General features: G+C 56.3%; 13 protein-coding genes and 1 pseudogene. 12 read left to right on the top strand and 2 right to left on the bottom strand.

Going from position 1 to position 17,264, the window contains the following annotated elements; genetic code table 11:
* Nucleotides 1-1,032 precede the first annotated feature (1,032 nt).
* A complete protein-coding gene (locus tag M0D69_RS23620; protein ID WP_165936815.1) occupies nucleotides 1,033-2,433 on the bottom strand; it encodes an MFS transporter in 1,401 nt (466 codons plus the stop codon).
* A gap of 613 nt (nucleotides 2,434-3,046) precedes the next feature.
* Between M0D69_RS23620 and M0D69_RS23625 the strand changes: the two genes are divergently transcribed.
* The 6 genes and pseudogenes from M0D69_RS23625 (at nucleotide 3,047) to M0D69_RS23650 (ending at nucleotide 9,450) form a co-directional block, all read left to right on the top strand.
* On the top strand, nucleotides 3,047-3,808 hold the full coding sequence (locus M0D69_RS23625) for an SDR family NAD(P)-dependent oxidoreductase (protein ID WP_301784305.1): 762 nt from the start codon (nucleotides 3,047-3,049) through the stop codon (nucleotides 3,806-3,808).
* Complete coding sequence (locus M0D69_RS23630; protein WP_301784306.1) at nucleotides 3,805-4,992, top strand: acyl-CoA dehydrogenase family protein; 1,188 nt, start codon at nucleotides 3,805-3,807, stop codon at nucleotides 4,990-4,992. Before M0D69_RS23625 ends, M0D69_RS23630 begins: the two co-directional genes overlap by 4 nt.
* On the top strand, nucleotides 4,989-6,053 hold the full coding sequence (locus M0D69_RS23635; RefSeq protein ID WP_120311864.1) for a phosphotransferase: 1,065 nt from the start codon (nucleotides 4,989-4,991) through the stop codon (nucleotides 6,051-6,053). Before M0D69_RS23630 ends, M0D69_RS23635 begins: the two co-directional genes overlap by 4 nt.
* The gene (locus tag M0D69_RS23640; RefSeq protein WP_301784307.1) at nucleotides 6,050-6,853 is read left to right on the top strand and encodes an enoyl-CoA hydratase/isomerase family protein; all 804 of its coding nucleotides are present in this window, start codon (nucleotides 6,050-6,052) and stop codon (nucleotides 6,851-6,853) included. The genes M0D69_RS23635 and M0D69_RS23640 overlap by 4 nt, the downstream gene beginning before the upstream one ends.
* Nucleotides 6,850-8,004 (top strand): annotated as a pseudogene (locus M0D69_RS23645) (acetyl-CoA C-acetyltransferase). Before M0D69_RS23640 ends, M0D69_RS23645 begins: the two are co-directional and overlap by 4 nt.
* Before the next feature lie 588 nt (nucleotides 8,005-8,592).
* Entirely contained in the window at nucleotides 8,593-9,450 is an 858-nt protein-coding gene (locus M0D69_RS23650) for an SDR family oxidoreductase (RefSeq protein ID WP_301784308.1), read from the top strand.
* Nucleotides 9,451-9,669: 219 nt separating this feature from the next.
* Here M0D69_RS23650 and M0D69_RS23655 read toward each other — a convergent pair whose 3' ends face one another.
* A complete protein-coding gene (locus M0D69_RS23655; protein WP_301784362.1) occupies nucleotides 9,670-10,533 on the bottom strand; it encodes an NAD(P)-dependent oxidoreductase in 864 nt (287 codons plus the stop codon).
* Between the two features lie 424 nt (nucleotides 10,534-10,957).
* On the opposite strand from M0D69_RS23655, the gene M0D69_RS23660 reads away from it, so the two are divergent.
* The 6 genes from M0D69_RS23660 (at nucleotide 10,958) to M0D69_RS23685 (ending at nucleotide 16,699) form a co-directional block, all read left to right on the top strand.
* Nucleotides 10,958-12,103 carry a cytochrome P450 gene (locus M0D69_RS23660; RefSeq protein ID WP_301784309.1) on the top strand — a complete coding sequence of 382 codons (1,146 nt, stop codon included), beginning with the start codon at nucleotides 10,958-10,960 and terminating at the stop codon, nucleotides 12,101-12,103.
* A gap of 12 nt (nucleotides 12,104-12,115) precedes the next feature.
* Nucleotides 12,116-13,363 carry an NAD(P)/FAD-dependent oxidoreductase gene (locus M0D69_RS23665; protein ID WP_301784310.1) on the top strand — a complete coding sequence of 416 codons (1,248 nt, stop codon included), beginning with the start codon at nucleotides 12,116-12,118 and terminating at the stop codon, nucleotides 13,361-13,363.
* Nucleotides 13,364-13,376: 13 nt separating this feature from the next.
* Nucleotides 13,377-13,697 (top strand): 2Fe-2S iron-sulfur cluster-binding protein, encoded by a 321-nt coding sequence (locus tag M0D69_RS23670; protein ID WP_301784311.1) that lies wholly within the window; start codon nucleotides 13,377-13,379, stop codon nucleotides 13,695-13,697.
* A 3-nt stretch (nucleotides 13,698-13,700) separates the two neighbouring features.
* Nucleotides 13,701-15,137 carry an MFS transporter gene (locus tag M0D69_RS23675; RefSeq protein ID WP_301784312.1) on the top strand — a complete coding sequence of 479 codons (1,437 nt, stop codon included), beginning with the start codon at nucleotides 13,701-13,703 and terminating at the stop codon, nucleotides 15,135-15,137.
* A gap of 96 nt (nucleotides 15,138-15,233) precedes the next feature.
* Nucleotides 15,234-15,848: a TetR/AcrR family transcriptional regulator gene (locus M0D69_RS23680; RefSeq protein WP_097275580.1), complete on the top strand. Its 615-nt coding sequence runs from the start codon at nucleotides 15,234-15,236 to the stop codon at nucleotides 15,846-15,848.
* Between the two features lie 143 nt (nucleotides 15,849-15,991).
* Nucleotides 15,992-16,699, top strand: a complete 708-nt coding sequence (locus M0D69_RS23685; protein WP_301784313.1) for a TetR/AcrR family transcriptional regulator — start codon at nucleotides 15,992-15,994, stop codon at nucleotides 16,697-16,699.
* Nucleotides 16,700-17,264 lie beyond the last annotated feature (565 nt).

Raw genomic sequence — 17,264 nt, forward strand, 5'->3', positions numbered from 1 at the left:
ATATGTATTACTTAGTATCTAATGTGGGCATAAACTCGTAACGGACATCCTGCCACTCATGCAAGTGACAGGACCAGGAAAGTCGCGACATCGATTGGTATCGTGATGCAGCGCAAACGTCGGCCCAGTTGTTGTATGGCCGCATCGCTTGACAGCCATCCATGGCCATGATCGCAAGACCAGCGACCCAAAACGATCCAGACGTGCAGGCAATTGAAAGCGCACACGAGGAGAAGAAACTTGTTTTGGTATTTACATCTTATTATGGGAATAAAGTCTCACTATGACATATCGGTGGATACCCGCAGCTTGGCCGCATAGTCCTCGACATGCCTCTCACCGTCGAGAGTGACGACCTGAACGTCACATGAGAAAGGCATCGACGACCGTCCCGGAGGCTCGACACGACGGTAGTGTGATGATCACGTCGATAACTGCCGAGACGGGCTACGTCTGCACAGACGCAGCGACTGGATGCGTCAGAAAAACGGAGCCAGTGCCTGCGGATTGAGGCAACGCCTCGGAGCAGAACGCCTGAAAGAGTTTGAGCGAGAAAAACCTTGAACTGCGCCCAGGTCAATGCGATTCTGTAGCGAGCTGTTGGTGTAGTTCGCGGAGGCGAGGCTTGACCGCTATCACCGTTGATAGTGGCGCACAGCGAACGGAGGTGGGAATGCGTGAACACAAACGGGTTAAGCCGCGACCCGATTCAGATAGTATCGCTGCGTGAGTGCCACAGGTGACAGGTAATCAAGGTGAAGCTGCGCCCGTTGCCTGTTACAGATCGCGTTCGATCTGTGGTGTAAACCGATGGCGGCGAGCGCCACCTCCGGCCTCCGACAGACCGCTACCGCCCGGGCTTTGAACTCCATACTATACCGCCGGCGTCGGCACCGGCCACGCGGTACTTCTTCGATAGTGTTCACGTGTCCACCTATTTAAGCGGATGCGATCTTTCCGGGTCGGTCAGCGCAATTCAAGTCGGGATGGTCACGCGGATACGAGTATTCGACGAACGCCGGTATCGTAACGTTATGATTTCGTCCCTAATACTGGGGCGCCAGACACCGCGACGTCTACCGACTTCAGTCCCTCAACTGAGTCTTCGGCATCGGTAATCAACTTTGCATATCGACGCCATGCCAAGCCAAGAATAATTGCGCCAGACAGCGCGGCTGTGGGCGTCACGATAGCCATCGCAATCCCGACTTTGGCGCGGTCATGAAACAGATGCTGTGTCAGCAGCGCGACGATCAGCGGACCGAGGCCGGCCCCGAACATATTAGTGCAGAAAAGATATAGACCGGACACACGGCCCCTCAATGCAGGTGGTGTAAGCAGCTGAAGTGAGGTGGCGCCCATGTTGAGTGAGACTGCCGCCGCAAAATACACCACGAATATTCCGACAAGAAAAATCCAGGGACTGGGTGAGAGAAAGGCGACAACGCCGAATGGAGAGGAGACGGCTAAAGCTGATGCGGCGAGTATGTAATGGCTGCCATTTATGCCGCGTGCCCACATGCGATCCGCCAGATATCCACTGCCAAGAGTCGCGATAGCGCCACTTAAGCCGAAAGCGAGCGCAAGCGCTGGACCGATCTCACCCGGTCTCCAGCCGTAGCTCCGGCTCATGAATGCCGGTGCCCACGCCATGAGTGTGTAGCCCATCAATGCATTCATGGAGAACCCCGCGAACTGGGCGGCCATGATGCCTCGACGCCGACGAAGTACGGCGAGTAGTGGAGTCGCAGCAGGCGGATGCCCGAAGGTCCGCTTTTTTCGGGTGGGTTCAGGCAATGTCAGCGCCAGCAGGCCAAAGACAAGTGGAGGACACCCCGCTATAACAAACGCTGCTTGCCACGGGTCAAGGTGGCCCAAGGGCGTTTCTATCCCACGAGAACGAGCAAACAGCGCCAGTAGATAGCCACCGAGACCGAGAGAAATTGCGATACCAAACGTGGCGCCAAACGAAAAAACTCCCAGTGCAGTGGCTAGCCGCCGCCGCGGGAATGTATCGCTCAGGAGAGCATATGCCGCCGGCATCAACGTTGCTTCGCCGATGCCAACGCCCATGCGAGCGACGAAGAGCCATCCGAACGACGTTGTGAGCCCACAGCCGATGCAACTCAAGGCCCAGATAATTGTGCCGACGAAGATAATCAACTTTCGTGGAAAGGTGTCGACGAACCATCCAAACGCTATTCCACCAATGGCGTACACCAGCGTGAACGAGAAGCCAATCAGAAGCCCGATCTGGACCTCGGTCAAGCCCAAGTCCTTCTCGAGGGGCTCCACCAAAAGCGAAATGATTTGTCGGCCGAAAAAAGACAGGATGTACAGGCATAGCAGCAGACCGACCGCATACCACGCACGTGCGCCAGCACGTGGCTCCGCGGATAGTTGTGTGTCGTTCAGGAAAGGATGATGGGCCAAGATGATGGACCTCGGTCAGTGTGCAGGTTTGTGTTTTCATCTCGCGGCGCCGAGATCGGCTGGTCGAGACTGTCTCCTATCCCACGGTAAGCTCGGGGCACATTAAGGAAATTAAGTTCCGAAATGGGATTTAAGTACAATAAACGCGGTCTTCGGCGTCGTCAAGGCAAAAGTGAGAACGTTCCGCGCTTCGCTCCGTGGAGGCCGTCGTTTGAGATCGACGAAACCGCTGGACGACCATGCTGCGCTAAAAACTGGCTGATTCCTGGCGAATGAAATAAATACCTGGTGATTAAGAGCTCGAGACGTTGAGCAAGCAATCGTCAGACGTGAGTGTGCCGCGTGCGAACAGCATGGGCGAATCCCTGCCAGAGAAGGGCGACCTGGGGATGAATCGGACGTCCTCGTTTCATGCAACCGCAAATTCCCGACGCGGTCCTCGCCCTACGGGCACCAATACACCGTCCTGCCTGCATTCGTATTGAGTGCTCGAATAATTTCATGGTACTGTAGTGCTACAATGGGACACAAAACCTGTAACCGGAATTGGATTGAGGGATGCAATCAGCACCGCCTGAGGTCGCCCTTGATGTAGTGACATGAGGAGATGAGCATGGAGATAGCTGGAGTCGCGGTGATTGTCACGGGCGGAGCTTCTGGTCTGGGTGGGGCAACCGCAAGTCACTTGGCCGAGCTGGGGGCCAAGGTAACGATCTTCGACTTGAACGAAGAATCTGGCCGTGCACAAGCCCAAGCGATCGGAGGGAGGTTTGTAAAGGTAGATATTTCTCAGGAGGACAGCGTTATTGCCACTCTCGGCGAGGCGGAGCGCTTTCACGGCGTTGCACGCGTATTCGTTGGCTGTGCCGGCGTGGCACTTGGCGCAAAAACGGTAGGTCGCGATGCAGCGCCGCATAGTTTGCGTCAGTTCCGAGACACGATTGAGGTGAACCTGATCGGTAACTTCATCGTGAGTTCCCGATTCGCGGCACGGCTGAGCAAGATCGAGCCGCTTGCAGAAGAGCGTGGCGTGATCATCAATACAGCGAGCGTCGCTGCTTACGAAGGGCAGATCGGACAGGTCGCATACGCAGCGTCAAAAGGCGGCGTGGTCGCCATGACACTTCCTATGGCTCGGGACCTGGCGTCACTATCAATCCGGGTTGTGACGATTGCGCCCGGATTGTTCTGGACGCCGATGCTCGCTGCCTTGCCTCAAGAAGCTCAAGATTCTCTCGGAAGTCAGGTCCCGTTTCCCGCGCGCTTAGGCAAACCGCAGGAGTATGCGCACCTGGTAGAAAGTATCGTGCGCAATCCAATGCTGAACGGCGAAACGATTCGACTGGATGGTGCGATCAGGATGGGACCGCGATGAACTATTTTTCTACTACTCCAAATCTTGACCGAGGCCGTCGTCTAGCTGAGCGAGTCGAGATGTTCGTCCGCGAACGTGTCGTGCCTTTTGAGCGTGATCCTCGCCAGGGCCTGCACGGCCCCAGTGACGAACTCGTGCAGCAAATGAGGGACATGGCGCGCGCCGATGGGCTGCTGACGCCCAATGTGCTTCCCGATGGCAGTCATCTGACCCACGGAGAAACCGCTTTGGTTTTGCGTGCAGCGGGCTTGTCACCCCTTGGACCGCTCGCGCTCAACGTCGCCGCACCGGACGAAGGGAACATGTACCTCTTGGAAAGGGTGGCGTCGCCCGCGCAAAAGGATCGATTTTTAACGCCGCTCATCGAAGGTCGGGTTCGCTCCGCCTTTTTTATGACCGAGCCGGCCGAAGACAACGGTGCCGGCTCCGATCCATCAATGATGCTGACTACCGCTCGACGGGATGGCGATTTTTGGGTGATCGACGGTCGCAAAGCTTTTATCACGGGAGCTGACGGCGCTGGCATGGGCATCGTTATGGCTCGCTCCGAGCAGGGCGCGACGATGTTCCTGGTTGCATTGCCGGATCCAGCGATTCGCATCGAGCGTGTTCTCGACACGCTCGACGATTCGATGCCTGGAGGTCACGCCATCGTGCGTATTGATGGTCTTCGCGTCCCGGAGAGCCAGATACTTGGAGCGAGTGGCGAAGGCTTCAAGTATGCCCAGACTCGTCTGGCACCTGCTCGACTCACACACTGCATGCGTTGGCTTGGTGCGTGCATCCGGGCTCAGGAGATTGCAACCGAGTACGCAGTGAAGCGTCGTGCGTTTGGTCAACTACTTATTGAGCACGAGGGCGTAGGATTCATGCTCGCGGAGAATCAAATCGACCTGAAGCAGGCCGAGTTGATGATTGACTGGTGCGCGGGGGTGCTGGACAGCGGCGCGAAGGGTATTGGCGAGTCTTCGATGACGAAGGTTGCTGTATCCGAAGCACTATTTCGTGTCGCAGACCGTTGTGTTCAGGTAATGGGTGGAACAGGCTTGACGGGCGACACGATAGTTGAAAAAATTTTCCGGGAGATACGCGCATTTCGAGTTTACGACGGGCCTACAGAAGTGCACAAATGGTCGCTCGCGAACAGGATCAGAAAGAATGCTCTGGATAGGATGGCCCGATGAAAGAAGCTATTTCATTCAACGGGACTTCGGAGGTCCGAAGTGAACACCGCATCGACATCGCCAGCCTGACGCAATGGATGACTGAGAACGTTCGAGGATTTCGAGGACCAGTAACGGTCGAACAATTCAGGGGCGGACAGTCGAATCCCACCTACAAGGTGAACACGCCCGACAAGGCATACGTGGTTCGGCGCAAGCCACCGGGCAATCTTTTGCAAGGCGCGCACGCTGTGGAGCGCGAGGCACGCGTGTTGCGGGCACTCGAAGGCGTAGATTTCCCTGTCCCTCATCTGCACGGCATGTGCATGGACGATGCGGTGATTGGCACGTGGTTTTACGTGATGGACTTCGTACAGGGGCGAGTCTTCTGGGACGCGACGTTCCCGGATGTTATCCGTGACGAGCGACCGCGCTACTTCTACGCGATCAACGAAACGCTCGCGAAGTTGCACAGCATCGACTACCGGTCGGTGGGCTTGACTGATTTCGGGCGTCCCGGTAATTACTTCGAGCGGCAGATTGCGCGTTGGTCCAAACAATACACAGGTGACGCTGAGGCCGGTCGGGACCCGCATTTTGAGAAGTTGATGGAATGGCTACCTGCACACATTCCGGCTGGCGATGAAACTACCATCGTGCATGGTGACTTCCGCGTCGACAACATGATATTCCATCCTACGGAGCCGCGCGTTTTGGCCGTCCTGGACTGGGAATTGTCGACGTTAGGTCATCCACTTGCCGACTTTGCGTACAACGTGATGATGTACCGTATGCCACCGCTGATCATCGCGGGCCTTGAAGGCGCAAATCTGAATGAGCTGAACATCCCAAGCGAAGGTGAGTACGTGGCGGCCTACTGTGCTCATACGGGACGTGACGGTATTGCGAACCTGAACTTCTACGTCGCCTTCAATATGTTTCGACTCGCAGCGATTTTTCATGGCATCAAGGCACGTTGGAAGCGTGGCTCGGCGGCTTCGCCCCATGCGAAGGAGTTGGTCGCTGCGCTGCCGTTTGTAGCACAGCGGGCCTGGGAACAGTCGCAAGGAGCACTTTCATGAACTCATCAGGTACTTTGCTCTTCGAGCGCGAAGGGTCCATTGCGAAGTTGACACTGAACCGGCCCGACGTAGGCAATGCAATTGACCTCTCATTGGCGAAGAGGTTGATGATGGCCGCTATCGATTGCGACGAAGATGATTCGATAAGCTGCGTCGTGCTCACGGGTGCAGGACGCTTTTTTTGTACAGGAGGCGATGTGGGGGGATTCGTATCGGCCGGAGATACGGTGCCTTCTTTGCTGAAAGAACTGACTGCGTACTTGCATATGGCCATAGCGCGGCTCGCGAGGATGCAGAAGCCGTTGATTACCGCCATAAACGGTCCGGCGGCTGGCGCTGGGCTCAGCCTGGCGGTTCTCGGAGACATCGCTCTGTCCGCTCGTTCGGCGCACTTTACTCCCGCCTATACGGGCATTGGTCTTTCCCCGGATGGCGGTTCAACGTGGCTCCTGCCTCGTCTTGTCGGCCTGCGCCGGGCTCAAGAAATTGTTTTGACGAACAAGCGGCTAGGTGCAGAGGATGCGGCCACGTTAGGTCTGGTTACACGCGCGGTGAATGACGAACTTCTGGCTGATGAGGTCAGGGCGATAGTTGCACAACTCGGAAGATCGACCACCGCCGCAATCGGAAGAACGCGGAATCTGCTGCTTTCAAGTCTGGAGACGAGTTTCGAGACACAGATGGAAGACGAAGCGAGGGCTATCGCGGAACTCAGCCGAACGTCGCAAACTCGTGACCGTATCCAGGCATTTGTCTCCAAGCGCAACGCCAGTCCAAGTCATCGGGAAAGCGCGGTATGAACGCATACATTGTCGAGGCGGTCCGGACAGCCGGTGGTCGCCGCGCCGGAAAACTCGCCGATTAGCATCCTGCAGATATGGCAGGAGAAGTGCTGAATGCGCTGGTCGATCGCTGCGGAATCGATCCCGGTGCCATAGAGGACGTCATCTTTGGTTGCGTGAGCCAGGTTGGTGAGCAGAGCTTCCATATTGGGCGTAACGCCGTCCTTGCATCCAGGCTACCCGATAGCGTTCCGGCCGTTTCAATCGACCGGCAGTGCGGCTCATCCCAGCAGGCTCTCCATTTCGCAGCACAGGCCGTCATGTCGGGCACGCAAGACGTCGTGATCGCGGCTGGCGTCGAGAGCATGAGTCGCGTACCAATGGGTACGCCGACAATCCTCGCGTTGAAAGCAGGAGTAGGTGGCCCCTGGAGCGAACGAATCCGCAGACGCTATGGCGTGGATGGTTTTAGCCAGTTCACCGGGGCCGAACTCATTGCAGGGAAATACGGGTTTAGTCGCGAACAGCTCGACCGGTACGCCTTGAAAAGCCATCAGCGGGCCGCGGCAGCCACCAATGCAGGGGCCTTTCGAGCCGAGATTGTGCCGCTTGAGGTGAATGGCGAGTTACACATTGTTGACGAAGGTATCCGGTTCGATGCGACGGCAGAGTCGATTGGATCGGTAAAGCTATTGCGGGACGGCGGCGTATTAAGTGCAGCAAACGCAAGTCAGATCTGCGATGGTTCCGCTGGCATTCTGATGGCCAATGAGCATGGATTGAAGGCGCATGGACTGACGCTCTGTGCCAGAATTCTCAATCTTACGGTTACTGCAGGCGATCCGATCGTCATGCTCGAAGAGCCCATTCCGGCCACGCGAAGAGCGTTGAAGCGAGCAGGCCTATCAATCGATCAAATCGACCTCTATGAAGTCAATGAAGCGTTCGCACCGATACCGCTCGCCTGGCTACGGGCCGTTAATGCGGATCCAGATCGCCTCAATGTGAACGGAGGAGGGATCGCCTTGGGGCATCCGCTCGGTGCCTCCGGCGCGGAGCTTACAGCAACGCTAGTGCATGCGCTGCGGGCGCGAGGGATGCGGTATGGCTTGCAGACAATGTGCGAAGGCGGTGGCATTGCGAATGTCACCATCATCGAGGCCCTCTGATGCACGCTCAAGGCTTGCACTTCATTGCCAGTTGACCTATTATGGGATCATAATCCCATAACGATACAAAACACCCAAATCAAGATCGTGTAGGAAGTCTCATGCCGCCCGTCATCGATCAGGGCGTTAAGCGAAGCGCACGCGGCAGATTGGTGAAGTCGTGCAGTTTAAGTGCACATTTCGTAAAGGCGTAGTTGGGCTGTAGGCTGAGGCGGCCGGTTCGCTGCAGCCTGGAAGGAGACGTCGATGAAAAGCGCAGAAATCTGTTTGCGGTCAGTTGTTGAAAAGTGGTTTGCAGCTGCACCCGTCCGAGTAACCCGATTCAAATGGAGCGGCGTGTGTCACAGCCGCTCTGTTCGAGTTGAGGCGCGCTCCTCAAGTAGGGCGCTTTCCATCTTCTTTTTCAAACACGAGGATGGTGCATGGCGAGTCTTTCCACCAGACGGGCGGCGTCCTGCCATGCGTTTTTATATGAATTCTGAATTGCCGAAATCATAGTCTAATTTGCGCGATTGATATCGATGATGATCGCCCCAGCGCAATACATCTTGCCTAGCTTCGGCTTCAAATCTTTGAAAAGATCGAACCATGACAGACGATAGCAGTACATTGCCCCTTATGGTCATTACCGGTGGTGCCGGTCATATTGGACTCTCCTGTGCACGGCGGTTTCGCGACCACCGAATTCTGGTTTCAGATCTTCGACCGGATGCGGTCAATTCGACAGTGAGTACGCTCCAGGCCGAAGGGGTAGATGCTGTTGCGATGCCGGCGGACATCACGCGCGAGGCCGACGCGCATGCTCTGGCGGCGGCCGCAAACGAAATGGGGGGATTTGCAGTGCTGATTCATGCCGCTGGCGTCGCGCCACCCACGCCCCCCGAGATCATTTATGCGGTAAATCTGTATGGAACTATCAATATACTGAAAGCTTTCGAATCTTTGGTAAAACCCGGAGTGGTGGGGGTCTGTGTGGCCTCGGTGGCAGGACATAGAAAGCTTGCACATCGGTTCGACGCCTTATTGTTAGAACCTGCACAGGGGCCGGCCGACCTGGCACGAGTCATCGAAGCCGAGGCTCCAACGGCGCCGAAACATCGGCTGGCCTATGCGACTTCCAAGCGCGGAACGATTCTGCAGGTGCAGCGTCGTGCTTACGCCTGGGGGCAGCGGCAGGGGAGATTGCTTTCAGTGTCTCCTGGTGTACTCGGCGACACCGCGATGGGGGCGCAAAGACAGGCCGGTCTTGATCAGCGCGGAAACGATTTACCACTTGGAAGGCTGGGATCGTCGTCAGAGATTGCCGAGGTTATTCGATTCGTAACTTCTCCAGCGGCTAGTTTGATGACGGGTGTCGATCTATTGGTGGACGGCGGTTACCTTGCAACTGCAGATCACCAGTTTTCGGCCGATCGTCGTGAGAAGTGGCATGCCCTCGAGTTTTAGAGGAAGCGATGCCATCTGAGGTGACGGTGCGGGTGATCCTACGGGAGAAGGAAGGGCCCCTGGATAGTCCGCTTCGGATTGTCCTTGGCTACACGGCCTTGCACATCGAGCGGAGATATGAACTGACCACTACAGGCATCAGCGAGGTGCTGGCCGCATAGGCGCCGGCTCGATGGCACCCTCTCAAGGGAGCCATCGTGAACTCGATGATTGTCGGTGTCACTGCGGCAAGCGGACTAGCTCTGTCGGCAAACTGTCGAGGATCCAATCACTAACAAAGTAGTCCGCGGTCAGTGGTGCGAGTGGATTCCGTGCGTAAGACGAGAAATCTGACACTCCCTCCTCGCGCAGTACCTGTTCATCCAAGAAGAAGTTGCCCGTCACTTCTGTCGCCTGCTTCGTCAGAATTGCGTAGGCAGCATCAGCCATGATCTCGGGATTTCGACTGGAGTTGGCCATGTCGCCGAGCTTGTTGCGGACTGCAGCGGTGTCGATAGTGGTAACGGGCCAGAGCGAGTTGACGGCGATGCCTAGTGGCTTGAATTCACGTGCCTGTCCTAACGTGCAAAGGCTCATGCCGAATTTGGCAATACTGTAGGCGACATGTGGGCCGAACCACTTCGGATCGAGGTCGAGTGGAGGAGCGAGGTTCAATACATGGGGATTCGCTGCGCGGCTCAAATACGGTAGTGCTGTTCGAGTGCAGAGATATGTGCCTCGGACATTGATCTGCTGCATCAGGTCGTACCGCTTCATATCCGTCGATGGCGTGTCGGTAAGCGAAATGGCGCTTGCATTGTTGACCAATATATCGATACCACCAAAACGCTGTACCGCCTCGTCAAATGCGCGGACAACACTCCCTTCATCACGGACGTCCACGACAAGAGGAAGAGCAGTACCGCCGGCGCGCCCGATTTCTTCCGCGGCGGTATAAATCGTCCCGGGCAGGTTCGGGTGCGACTCGACAGTTTTGGCGGCGATAACGATGTTGGCGCCGTCTCGCGCCGCTCGCAGGGCAATTGCAAGACCAATACCGCGACTTGCGCCAGTGATAAACAGAGTTCTCGATTGTAGGGTCATTGCCATGGCCAGGAAAATAATGGTGGGTACGAGACAGTCAGACGTGGCCGGAACGTAGCTCCGTTGTCCGGCGTTCAACATCAGAGATGCACATCTCCTTCATGGTGTGAATTTCCTTTGTGGGACTAAAGTACCATTAAAAGTCGTGCATGTGTAGATTTCACGGTGTGCAGCAGCAAATCGCTCGTCAGAGTGCAATCAGGCGCGAACATATCGACGACGATCATCACGAAGTTTCGTTCCGTGCTTGACAGGCGCTTTTTCTAAATGGTACAACAATCCCATTATGAAAATTTAGCCCGAGGAAGGTATTGGGTCTCGGGCGTGATAAACAGGAGCGAACATGGGTTGTCCAGTGCATGGAAGGTTGAATGATGTTCCGGCGGACCGGGTTGTGTCCTTTAACTATCGGACTGGCGAAACGATGGTCACTGATCCGTGGAACGTGTTACACGACCTGGGATCCGGTCCGGGCTTTTTCTACTCCCCGGAACTCGGCGGCCATTGGTGTGCTGCGAAGCGTGAGACTGTCATCGACATCCTGCGCAATTACGAACTGTTCTCCAACCGAAATATTCGAGTGCCTCGTGTGGAACGTACGGTTCCGTCGATTCCACACCACATGGACCCTCCTGAGCACGGTAAGTATCGGATTAGTGTCGTGGAGCTTTTCGGTCATCGGATCCTGGATGAACTCACTCCAGAAATTCGCGCCACAGCCCGCGGGTTGGCGAACGAGTTGGCGGCACGTAACGAAGCTGAGTTTGTGCGCGACTTCGCCATGCGTATGCCGGTTGAGATTTTTATGCGAATGTGCGGTCTACCGCTTGAACGACGCGACGAAATGATCGGTTGGGTGCAGAGCTATTTTCATGGCGCGTCGCAACAGGAGTCTAACGACGCGCATGAGAAGTCGATTGCCTATCTCAGTGGTTGGCTCGATGAACAACTGGCAGATCCGGTCAAAAGCGGTGGTCACATCATGCCTTCGTTGCTGAGGACACGAGTCGACGGAAGACCGCTTACTCGCGGGGAGATGCTGTCGATCCTCATTACTCTTTTCAATGGAGGACTCGACACGGTGGCTGCCCAGATGACGCATGTCGTGCGCTATCTTGCCGAGCATGAGGATCAGCGTCAGAAGCTACTGGATAACCCCGACAAAATCCCTGACGCCGTTGAGGAGTTGCTCCGCCGTTTCAGCATCATAAGCATCGGTCGTGAAGTCACGCGAGACGCAACCTACGCAGGAGTAGAGCTTCATAAAGGCGACATGGTGCTTTGCCTTATCTCTGCCGCAGGCCTGGACGAAGAAATATTCCCCCAGGCGCTTGAAGTTGATTTTGATCGCTCAAACCGACGGCAGCATTGCGCGTTTGGTTCCGGACCGCACATGTGCGTTGGCGCTCCTCTTGCCCGGTTGGAGTTGCGCATCATGCTCGAAGAACTGCTCCCCAGATTACCCGAGCTGCGGGTAAAGCCTGGAGCATCGCTCTCCTACCACACGGGTGTCACGCTCGGTCTGGTTGAGTTGCCGTTGCAATGGGGTGATTCAGTCAACGTCTCTTGAAGAGAGAACACCATGTTGGAGACAAGTATCAGCTCTTTGCTATCACCTGGCACGGTGATTATTGGTGCAGGCCATGCCGGGGGATCGGTCGCAGCGTTTCTACGCCAGAATGGTTTTACCGGATCGATCACCTTGATTGGGGAGGAACCGCTGGAGCCGTATCAGCGACCACCTCTGTCCAAGGCATGGCTCAAAGGTGAAGCAAACGAGGAAGGTCTTCGGTTGAGACCCGCAACGTTCTATATCGAGAACCGCATACAGCTACGCCTCAACACGCGTGTCGACGCCATCGACCGCCCGGCTCGGATAGTGCGTATGGCTGATGGCAAAACAGTGAATTACGATAGTCTCATCCTCGCCACTGGAGCCCGAGCCCGTACTGCGCCTTTCGAAGGGGCATCACTGCCTGTCGTGCTGGAGCTACGCACTGCGACCGACGCGGAAAAATTGAAGCTCGCACTCAAACCGGGCGCGCGACTGGTGATTGTCGGTGGCGGGTATGTGGGTTTGGAGGTAGCTGCATCGGCGCGTGCTCTCGGCGCCGAAGTGGTGGTAGTTGAGAGGGAGGCGCGTCCTTTGGCGCGGGTTGCCTGCTCGCAACTCTCGAGCTTCTTTCTTCGCTATCACAGTCAACGTGGCGTCACTTTTCGCTTGGGCCGGTCAGTTACATCCGTGCGAATGCTGGATGGATCGGCAAGCGTGTGTCTGGACGACGGCGAACAATTGCCGGCGGATCTGGTCCTTGTGGGAGTGGGTGCGGTTCCGAATGAGGAACTGGCACGTCACGCTGGATTGCGATGCGATGACGGCGTGCTCGTCGATCTCTCAGCGCGCACAGACGATCCGAACGTCTACGCAATTGGAGATTGCACGCGTAGACCGCTTCCACTGTACAACCGAAAGGTGCGTCTCGAGAGTGTGCCCAACGCGCTTGAACAGGCGAAGCAGGCGGCGGCATCTATCTGTAACTTGCCGGCACCACGACCCGAGACTCCCTGGTTCTGGTCAGATCAGTTCGATGTGAAATTGCAGATTGCCGGTCTGCCCATGGATGTTGCCGAGATAGTCATTCGGGGCGACCCCAACGAAGACAAGTTTGCGGTCTTTCACGTCAGCGCCGATCGACGGATCCAGGCGGTTGAAGCCGTAAACGCGGTGCCTGAATTCATGATGGGTCGTCAACTCATCGGTGCCAGGACCGAAATCGACGTAGAGCGTCTGCGCAATCCAAGTATTTCAATGAAGGAGGTCGCGATCTGATCGCGAAGAGTTTATGCCCCAGATCACTTTTATTACGGTTGATGGTACGCATCGAACCGTGGATGCTCGAATTGGCGACAGCGTGATGCAGACCGCTATCAAGAACGGGATACCTGGAATCGATGCGGATTGCGGTGGTGCATGTGCATGCGCAACGTGCCATGTCTATGTCGGTGAGTCCTGGAAAGACAGGGTAAACAAGGTGGGCGACATGGAAGCCAGCATGCTGGATTTCGCACAGGTTGTTCTCCCGAATTCCCGGCTTTCTTGCCAATTGCAGGTTGTTGAGGCGCTAGACGGTCTGGTTGTGGCCATTCCTGAAAGTCAACATTGACCAATGGACCCAGATAACTCGATTGAGTTAAACGACCCGGCTGGAACGGTCGCGCCACGGGAGGGTGTCGCCGGGGCGGCTCGGTGGCACGAAGGTCTTCCCGCCCCGCGGCGCTATCTTGCGCTAGCCGGGGTCTGGCTAGCCTTGATTGTGAGCATACTTGACAGCTCAATTGCTAACGTTGCGCTCCCGACGATTGCGCGTGATCTAAGGACTGCGCCTGCCGATTCAATTGCGATCGTAAGCGCGTTTCAACTGGGTGTCGTGATTTCGCTGTTGCCAATGTCAGCGCTCGGGGAAATCATTACCTATCGTCGAGTCTTTATCGGCGGTCTATGTATATTTACGCTGGCCTCTCTCGGCTGCGTAACGTCGCACGATCTCACTGAACTGGTCGTCGCGCGGGCCATTCAAGGCATCGGCGGAGCGGGCATTATGAGTGTGAATGGTGCACTCGCTCGTTTTATGTATCCACCACGGCTCCTCGGTGCGGCGCTTGGTGCGAACGCTTTGATTATCGCCGCGTTTGGCGCATTAGGGCCTACGATTGCCTCAATCATGCTTGCGCTGGGTCCCTGGCAATGGCTATTCGCGATCAATCTTCCGGTTGGTGCACTGGCCTTAGCCTTGGCCTGGCGAACATTGCCAGAGAGCCCGAAGGCAAACAGGCAGCTCGATGTATTGAGCATTGTCCTGAACGTCATCGCTTTTGCGATGCTCCTGAGTGGGGTCGATATGGTCACGCGAAATCCTTCCAGGTTGCGGGGTAGTGCGGTCCTGATCGGTGGCGTCATTGCGGCGGCCGTGCTGGTGAATCGTTGTTTGTCCCAGAGCCGACCGCTTGTACCGATCGACCTTCTCAGGGTTCGCCTGGTACGTTTGGCTGCGCTAACGTCAGTGTCCACGTTTACCGCACAGACGCTGACCCAGGTAGCTCTTCCTTTCTACCTTCAGGATGGTTTGCATTTCAATCTCGTGCAGATCGGTTTGCTTATGACGCCATGGCCTGCCGGCGTGGCGCTCGCCGCGCCCCTTGCGGGCAGGCTCGCGGATCGCGTGTCGGTCGAGGTGTTGATTGGGTCTGGCCTTTTCGTGATGGCAACCGGGTTGAGCTCACTTCTGTGGCTTTCACCTGGAATGGAGCTGACCTCTATTGCAATTCGCATGGGCGTCTGCGGTATAGGCTTCGGCTTCTTCCAGTCGCCGAACAATCGTGCGCTATTGTCTTCTGCTCCAATGCACAGAAGTGGCGCGGCGGCAGGACTTGTTGCGATTTCGCGTACGTCGGGTCAGATCCTTGGCGCGATGCTGGTAGCGATATTTTTCCGATTGTTTGGTCACGTCGGCCAAGCTGCTATAGGTGTCTCGGCCATCATGGCAGTGCTAGCCGCTCTTCTGAGTTTTGCACGCAAGTCCTTGGGGTCACGTACAGTCAACTGAAAGGTTTTCTGGATTTGTGATCCACTATGGGATTGATGTACCATTTACGTCAAGATGGTAGTTCTATCGTGACCGTGCCTGGTCGACTGGAGTGATATGTCAAATCTCATTGGGGGCCGCAGTAACCAGAAGCTGCGCACGCATATCGCGCTCGTCGAATCTGCGGCGCAATTCGTGCGGGAAGGGGTTAGCTTTACCGTCTCCGAGGTGGCAGATCGGGCTAATGTCGGCAGGACGACCGCGTACCGATACTTCCCAAACCTTGAGATGCTGATTGCGCATGCATCGTTGTATGCCACAACGGAGGTGGAGCAGCAAAGTATCGGTATTGCACTCAAGACCGCTGCGTCAGCAAGTGAGCGTCTTCGTGCAATGGTCGAGGCGAGCGACAAGTCCGTCGCTGAACATAATCGCTTGTACCGAACCATGCTTCGGCTGTCTTTGAACGGAGACAGTGTTCCGGAGAATGCGTTTCCCAGGCGCTCCGGGGGGCGTAAGGAGTTGCTCGAGGACGCCCTTGATGTGGTGCGCCAGAGCATCGGCGAAGCGCTCTACGAAAAGCTGATCGCTTCTCTTAGCCTCTTCCTTGGCATTGAGGCTGACATCGTGCTTCGGGATGTTTGCTTACTGTCGGAGGAGGCGCGCGAGACAAAAGCGTGGGGGGCAAATGCAATTCTGCAGGCAGCGATAGCCGAAGCGGCGGGAGGATGACGCGGCCGCGGTTCCGTCACATCGATGCCCGGTTCCAGAAAGGTTCAACTCGGTTGTTCTGTCTCGCCATGGGGATGGTGTACCATTCAGCAGATATATGTTGAGGACGTCCTTGTTGGCGGGCTGCGCCCGATTGGAGAATCATGTCGAACCTGGCTGGTGGCAGAAGCAATCAGAAAATGCGCACGCATATGGCGCTCGTCGAATGCGCCGCACAATTTGTACGCGAGGGGAAAGCGTTCACCGTTGCCGAGGTGGCAGATAGCGCTAGAGTGGGTCGCACGACAGCGTATCGCTACTTTCCGTCCGTCGAAACACTAGTGGTGCATGCCACGCTCTACGCGGCAACGGAGGTTGAAAAACGAAGCATTGACGCGGCGCTAGAGAGCAAGCAAACGGTCGAAGATCGCCTCCGCTCGGTGGTTGAGGCCAGTGATGTCACGATTACAGACCACGATTACCTTTATCGCACGATGCTGAAGCTCTCATTGAACAGCGAGAGCTCGGAAGACGAGTTGCTCCCGCATCGTAGAGGGGCACGGAAAGAAGTGCTTGAGTCGGCGATCGGTATGCTGCGTACCCAGCTTGGCGGGAAGCGTTACGAAAGGTTAATCGGCGCGCTCAGCCTGTTTATTGGTATCGAGTCGGCCGTTGTGTTGCGTGACGTCTGCTTCCTTTCCACAGAAAAGGCTCGGGAGATCAAGATCTGGGGGGCTCTCGCCATTCTTAAGGCAGCGTTGGCCGAAATGAACCAAAGCAGTGGGTCCAAATCTGCAAAAAACGCGGATGAACCCGTCGCCGCCAGGCAGACCGCTCGGAAGACGGTGCCCCGGAAGGTGGCACAACGTTGATGAAATGCAGCATAGACGTCGTCAGTAATACGGCACTACACCACCCCAAGCGGGATTGCGAAACGCGACGTCGGGAAAATCTTGAGCAGGACCGAGGACAGGCGCGCACGGATGCGGCCGTATCCGCGTTCATTGCGTCCTCGCGCGTGTTATCAAAATACGCGTTTGGGCTCGTGGTGATGTGCTATTTGTCGGAGTGTTGTATTCGGTGATCACTTCGTAGTTCGGATACCTGTAGCGCCCAGACAGCGAACGCTCGCCCATCGACTGTCCAATGGGTCGGGTTCTGATTCATGGCGCCGTGCTGTCTCTTCGATGCATCTGACGAGTGCGGAAAGTCAGGTTGCGATATCGACGCCGATATTTCGAGCCGAGATCATATCTGTCGGGCCGGGTGCCTATCGATCGGGCGATGCGGGTAGTGTCGGCTCTGCGTGCCCCACGCGCGTTCGATCGTGTTGCTGGCCTCCCGGATTTTGCTGGTCCTCTGATATAAATCCGCCAGACACTCGCACGGCCCGATTCTGAATCCCACGCCGCTCATGTCATAGCTGCCACCAACGTG

Source organism: Caballeronia sp. SEWSISQ10-4 2 (assembly GCF_030464885.1).
In the GTDB taxonomy this organism is placed as follows: domain Bacteria; phylum Pseudomonadota; class Gammaproteobacteria; order Burkholderiales; family Burkholderiaceae; genus Caballeronia.

Coding starts and splice junctions, on each gene's coding strand:
- M0D69_RS23650 (WP_301784308.1), top strand. CDS start 8,593: ATGACAGACGATAGCAGTACATTGCCCCTTATGGTCATTACCGGTGGT.
- M0D69_RS23665 (WP_301784310.1), top strand. CDS start 12,116: ATGTTGGAGACAAGTATCAGCTCTTTGCTATCACCTGGCACGGTGATT.
- M0D69_RS23630 (WP_301784306.1), top strand. CDS start 3,805: ATGAACTATTTTTCTACTACTCCAAATCTTGACCGAGGCCGTCGTCTA.
- M0D69_RS23640 (WP_301784307.1), top strand. CDS start 6,050: ATGAACTCATCAGGTACTTTGCTCTTCGAGCGCGAAGGGTCCATTGCG.
- M0D69_RS23655 (WP_301784362.1), bottom strand. CDS start 10,533: ATGACCCTACAATCGAGAACTCTGTTTATCACTGGCGCAAGTCGCGGT.
- M0D69_RS23635 (WP_120311864.1), top strand. CDS start 4,989: ATGAAAGAAGCTATTTCATTCAACGGGACTTCGGAGGTCCGAAGTGAA.
- M0D69_RS23660 (WP_301784309.1), top strand. CDS start 10,958: ATGGTCACTGATCCGTGGAACGTGTTACACGACCTGGGATCCGGTCCG.
- M0D69_RS23670 (WP_301784311.1), top strand. CDS start 13,377: ATGCCCCAGATCACTTTTATTACGGTTGATGGTACGCATCGAACCGTG.
- M0D69_RS23680 (WP_097275580.1), top strand. CDS start 15,234: ATGTCAAATCTCATTGGGGGCCGCAGTAACCAGAAGCTGCGCACGCAT.
- M0D69_RS23625 (WP_301784305.1), top strand. CDS start 3,047: ATGGAGATAGCTGGAGTCGCGGTGATTGTCACGGGCGGAGCTTCTGGT.
- M0D69_RS23685 (WP_301784313.1), top strand. CDS start 15,992: ATGTCGAACCTGGCTGGTGGCAGAAGCAATCAGAAAATGCGCACGCAT.
- M0D69_RS23675 (WP_301784312.1), top strand. CDS start 13,701: ATGGACCCAGATAACTCGATTGAGTTAAACGACCCGGCTGGAACGGTC.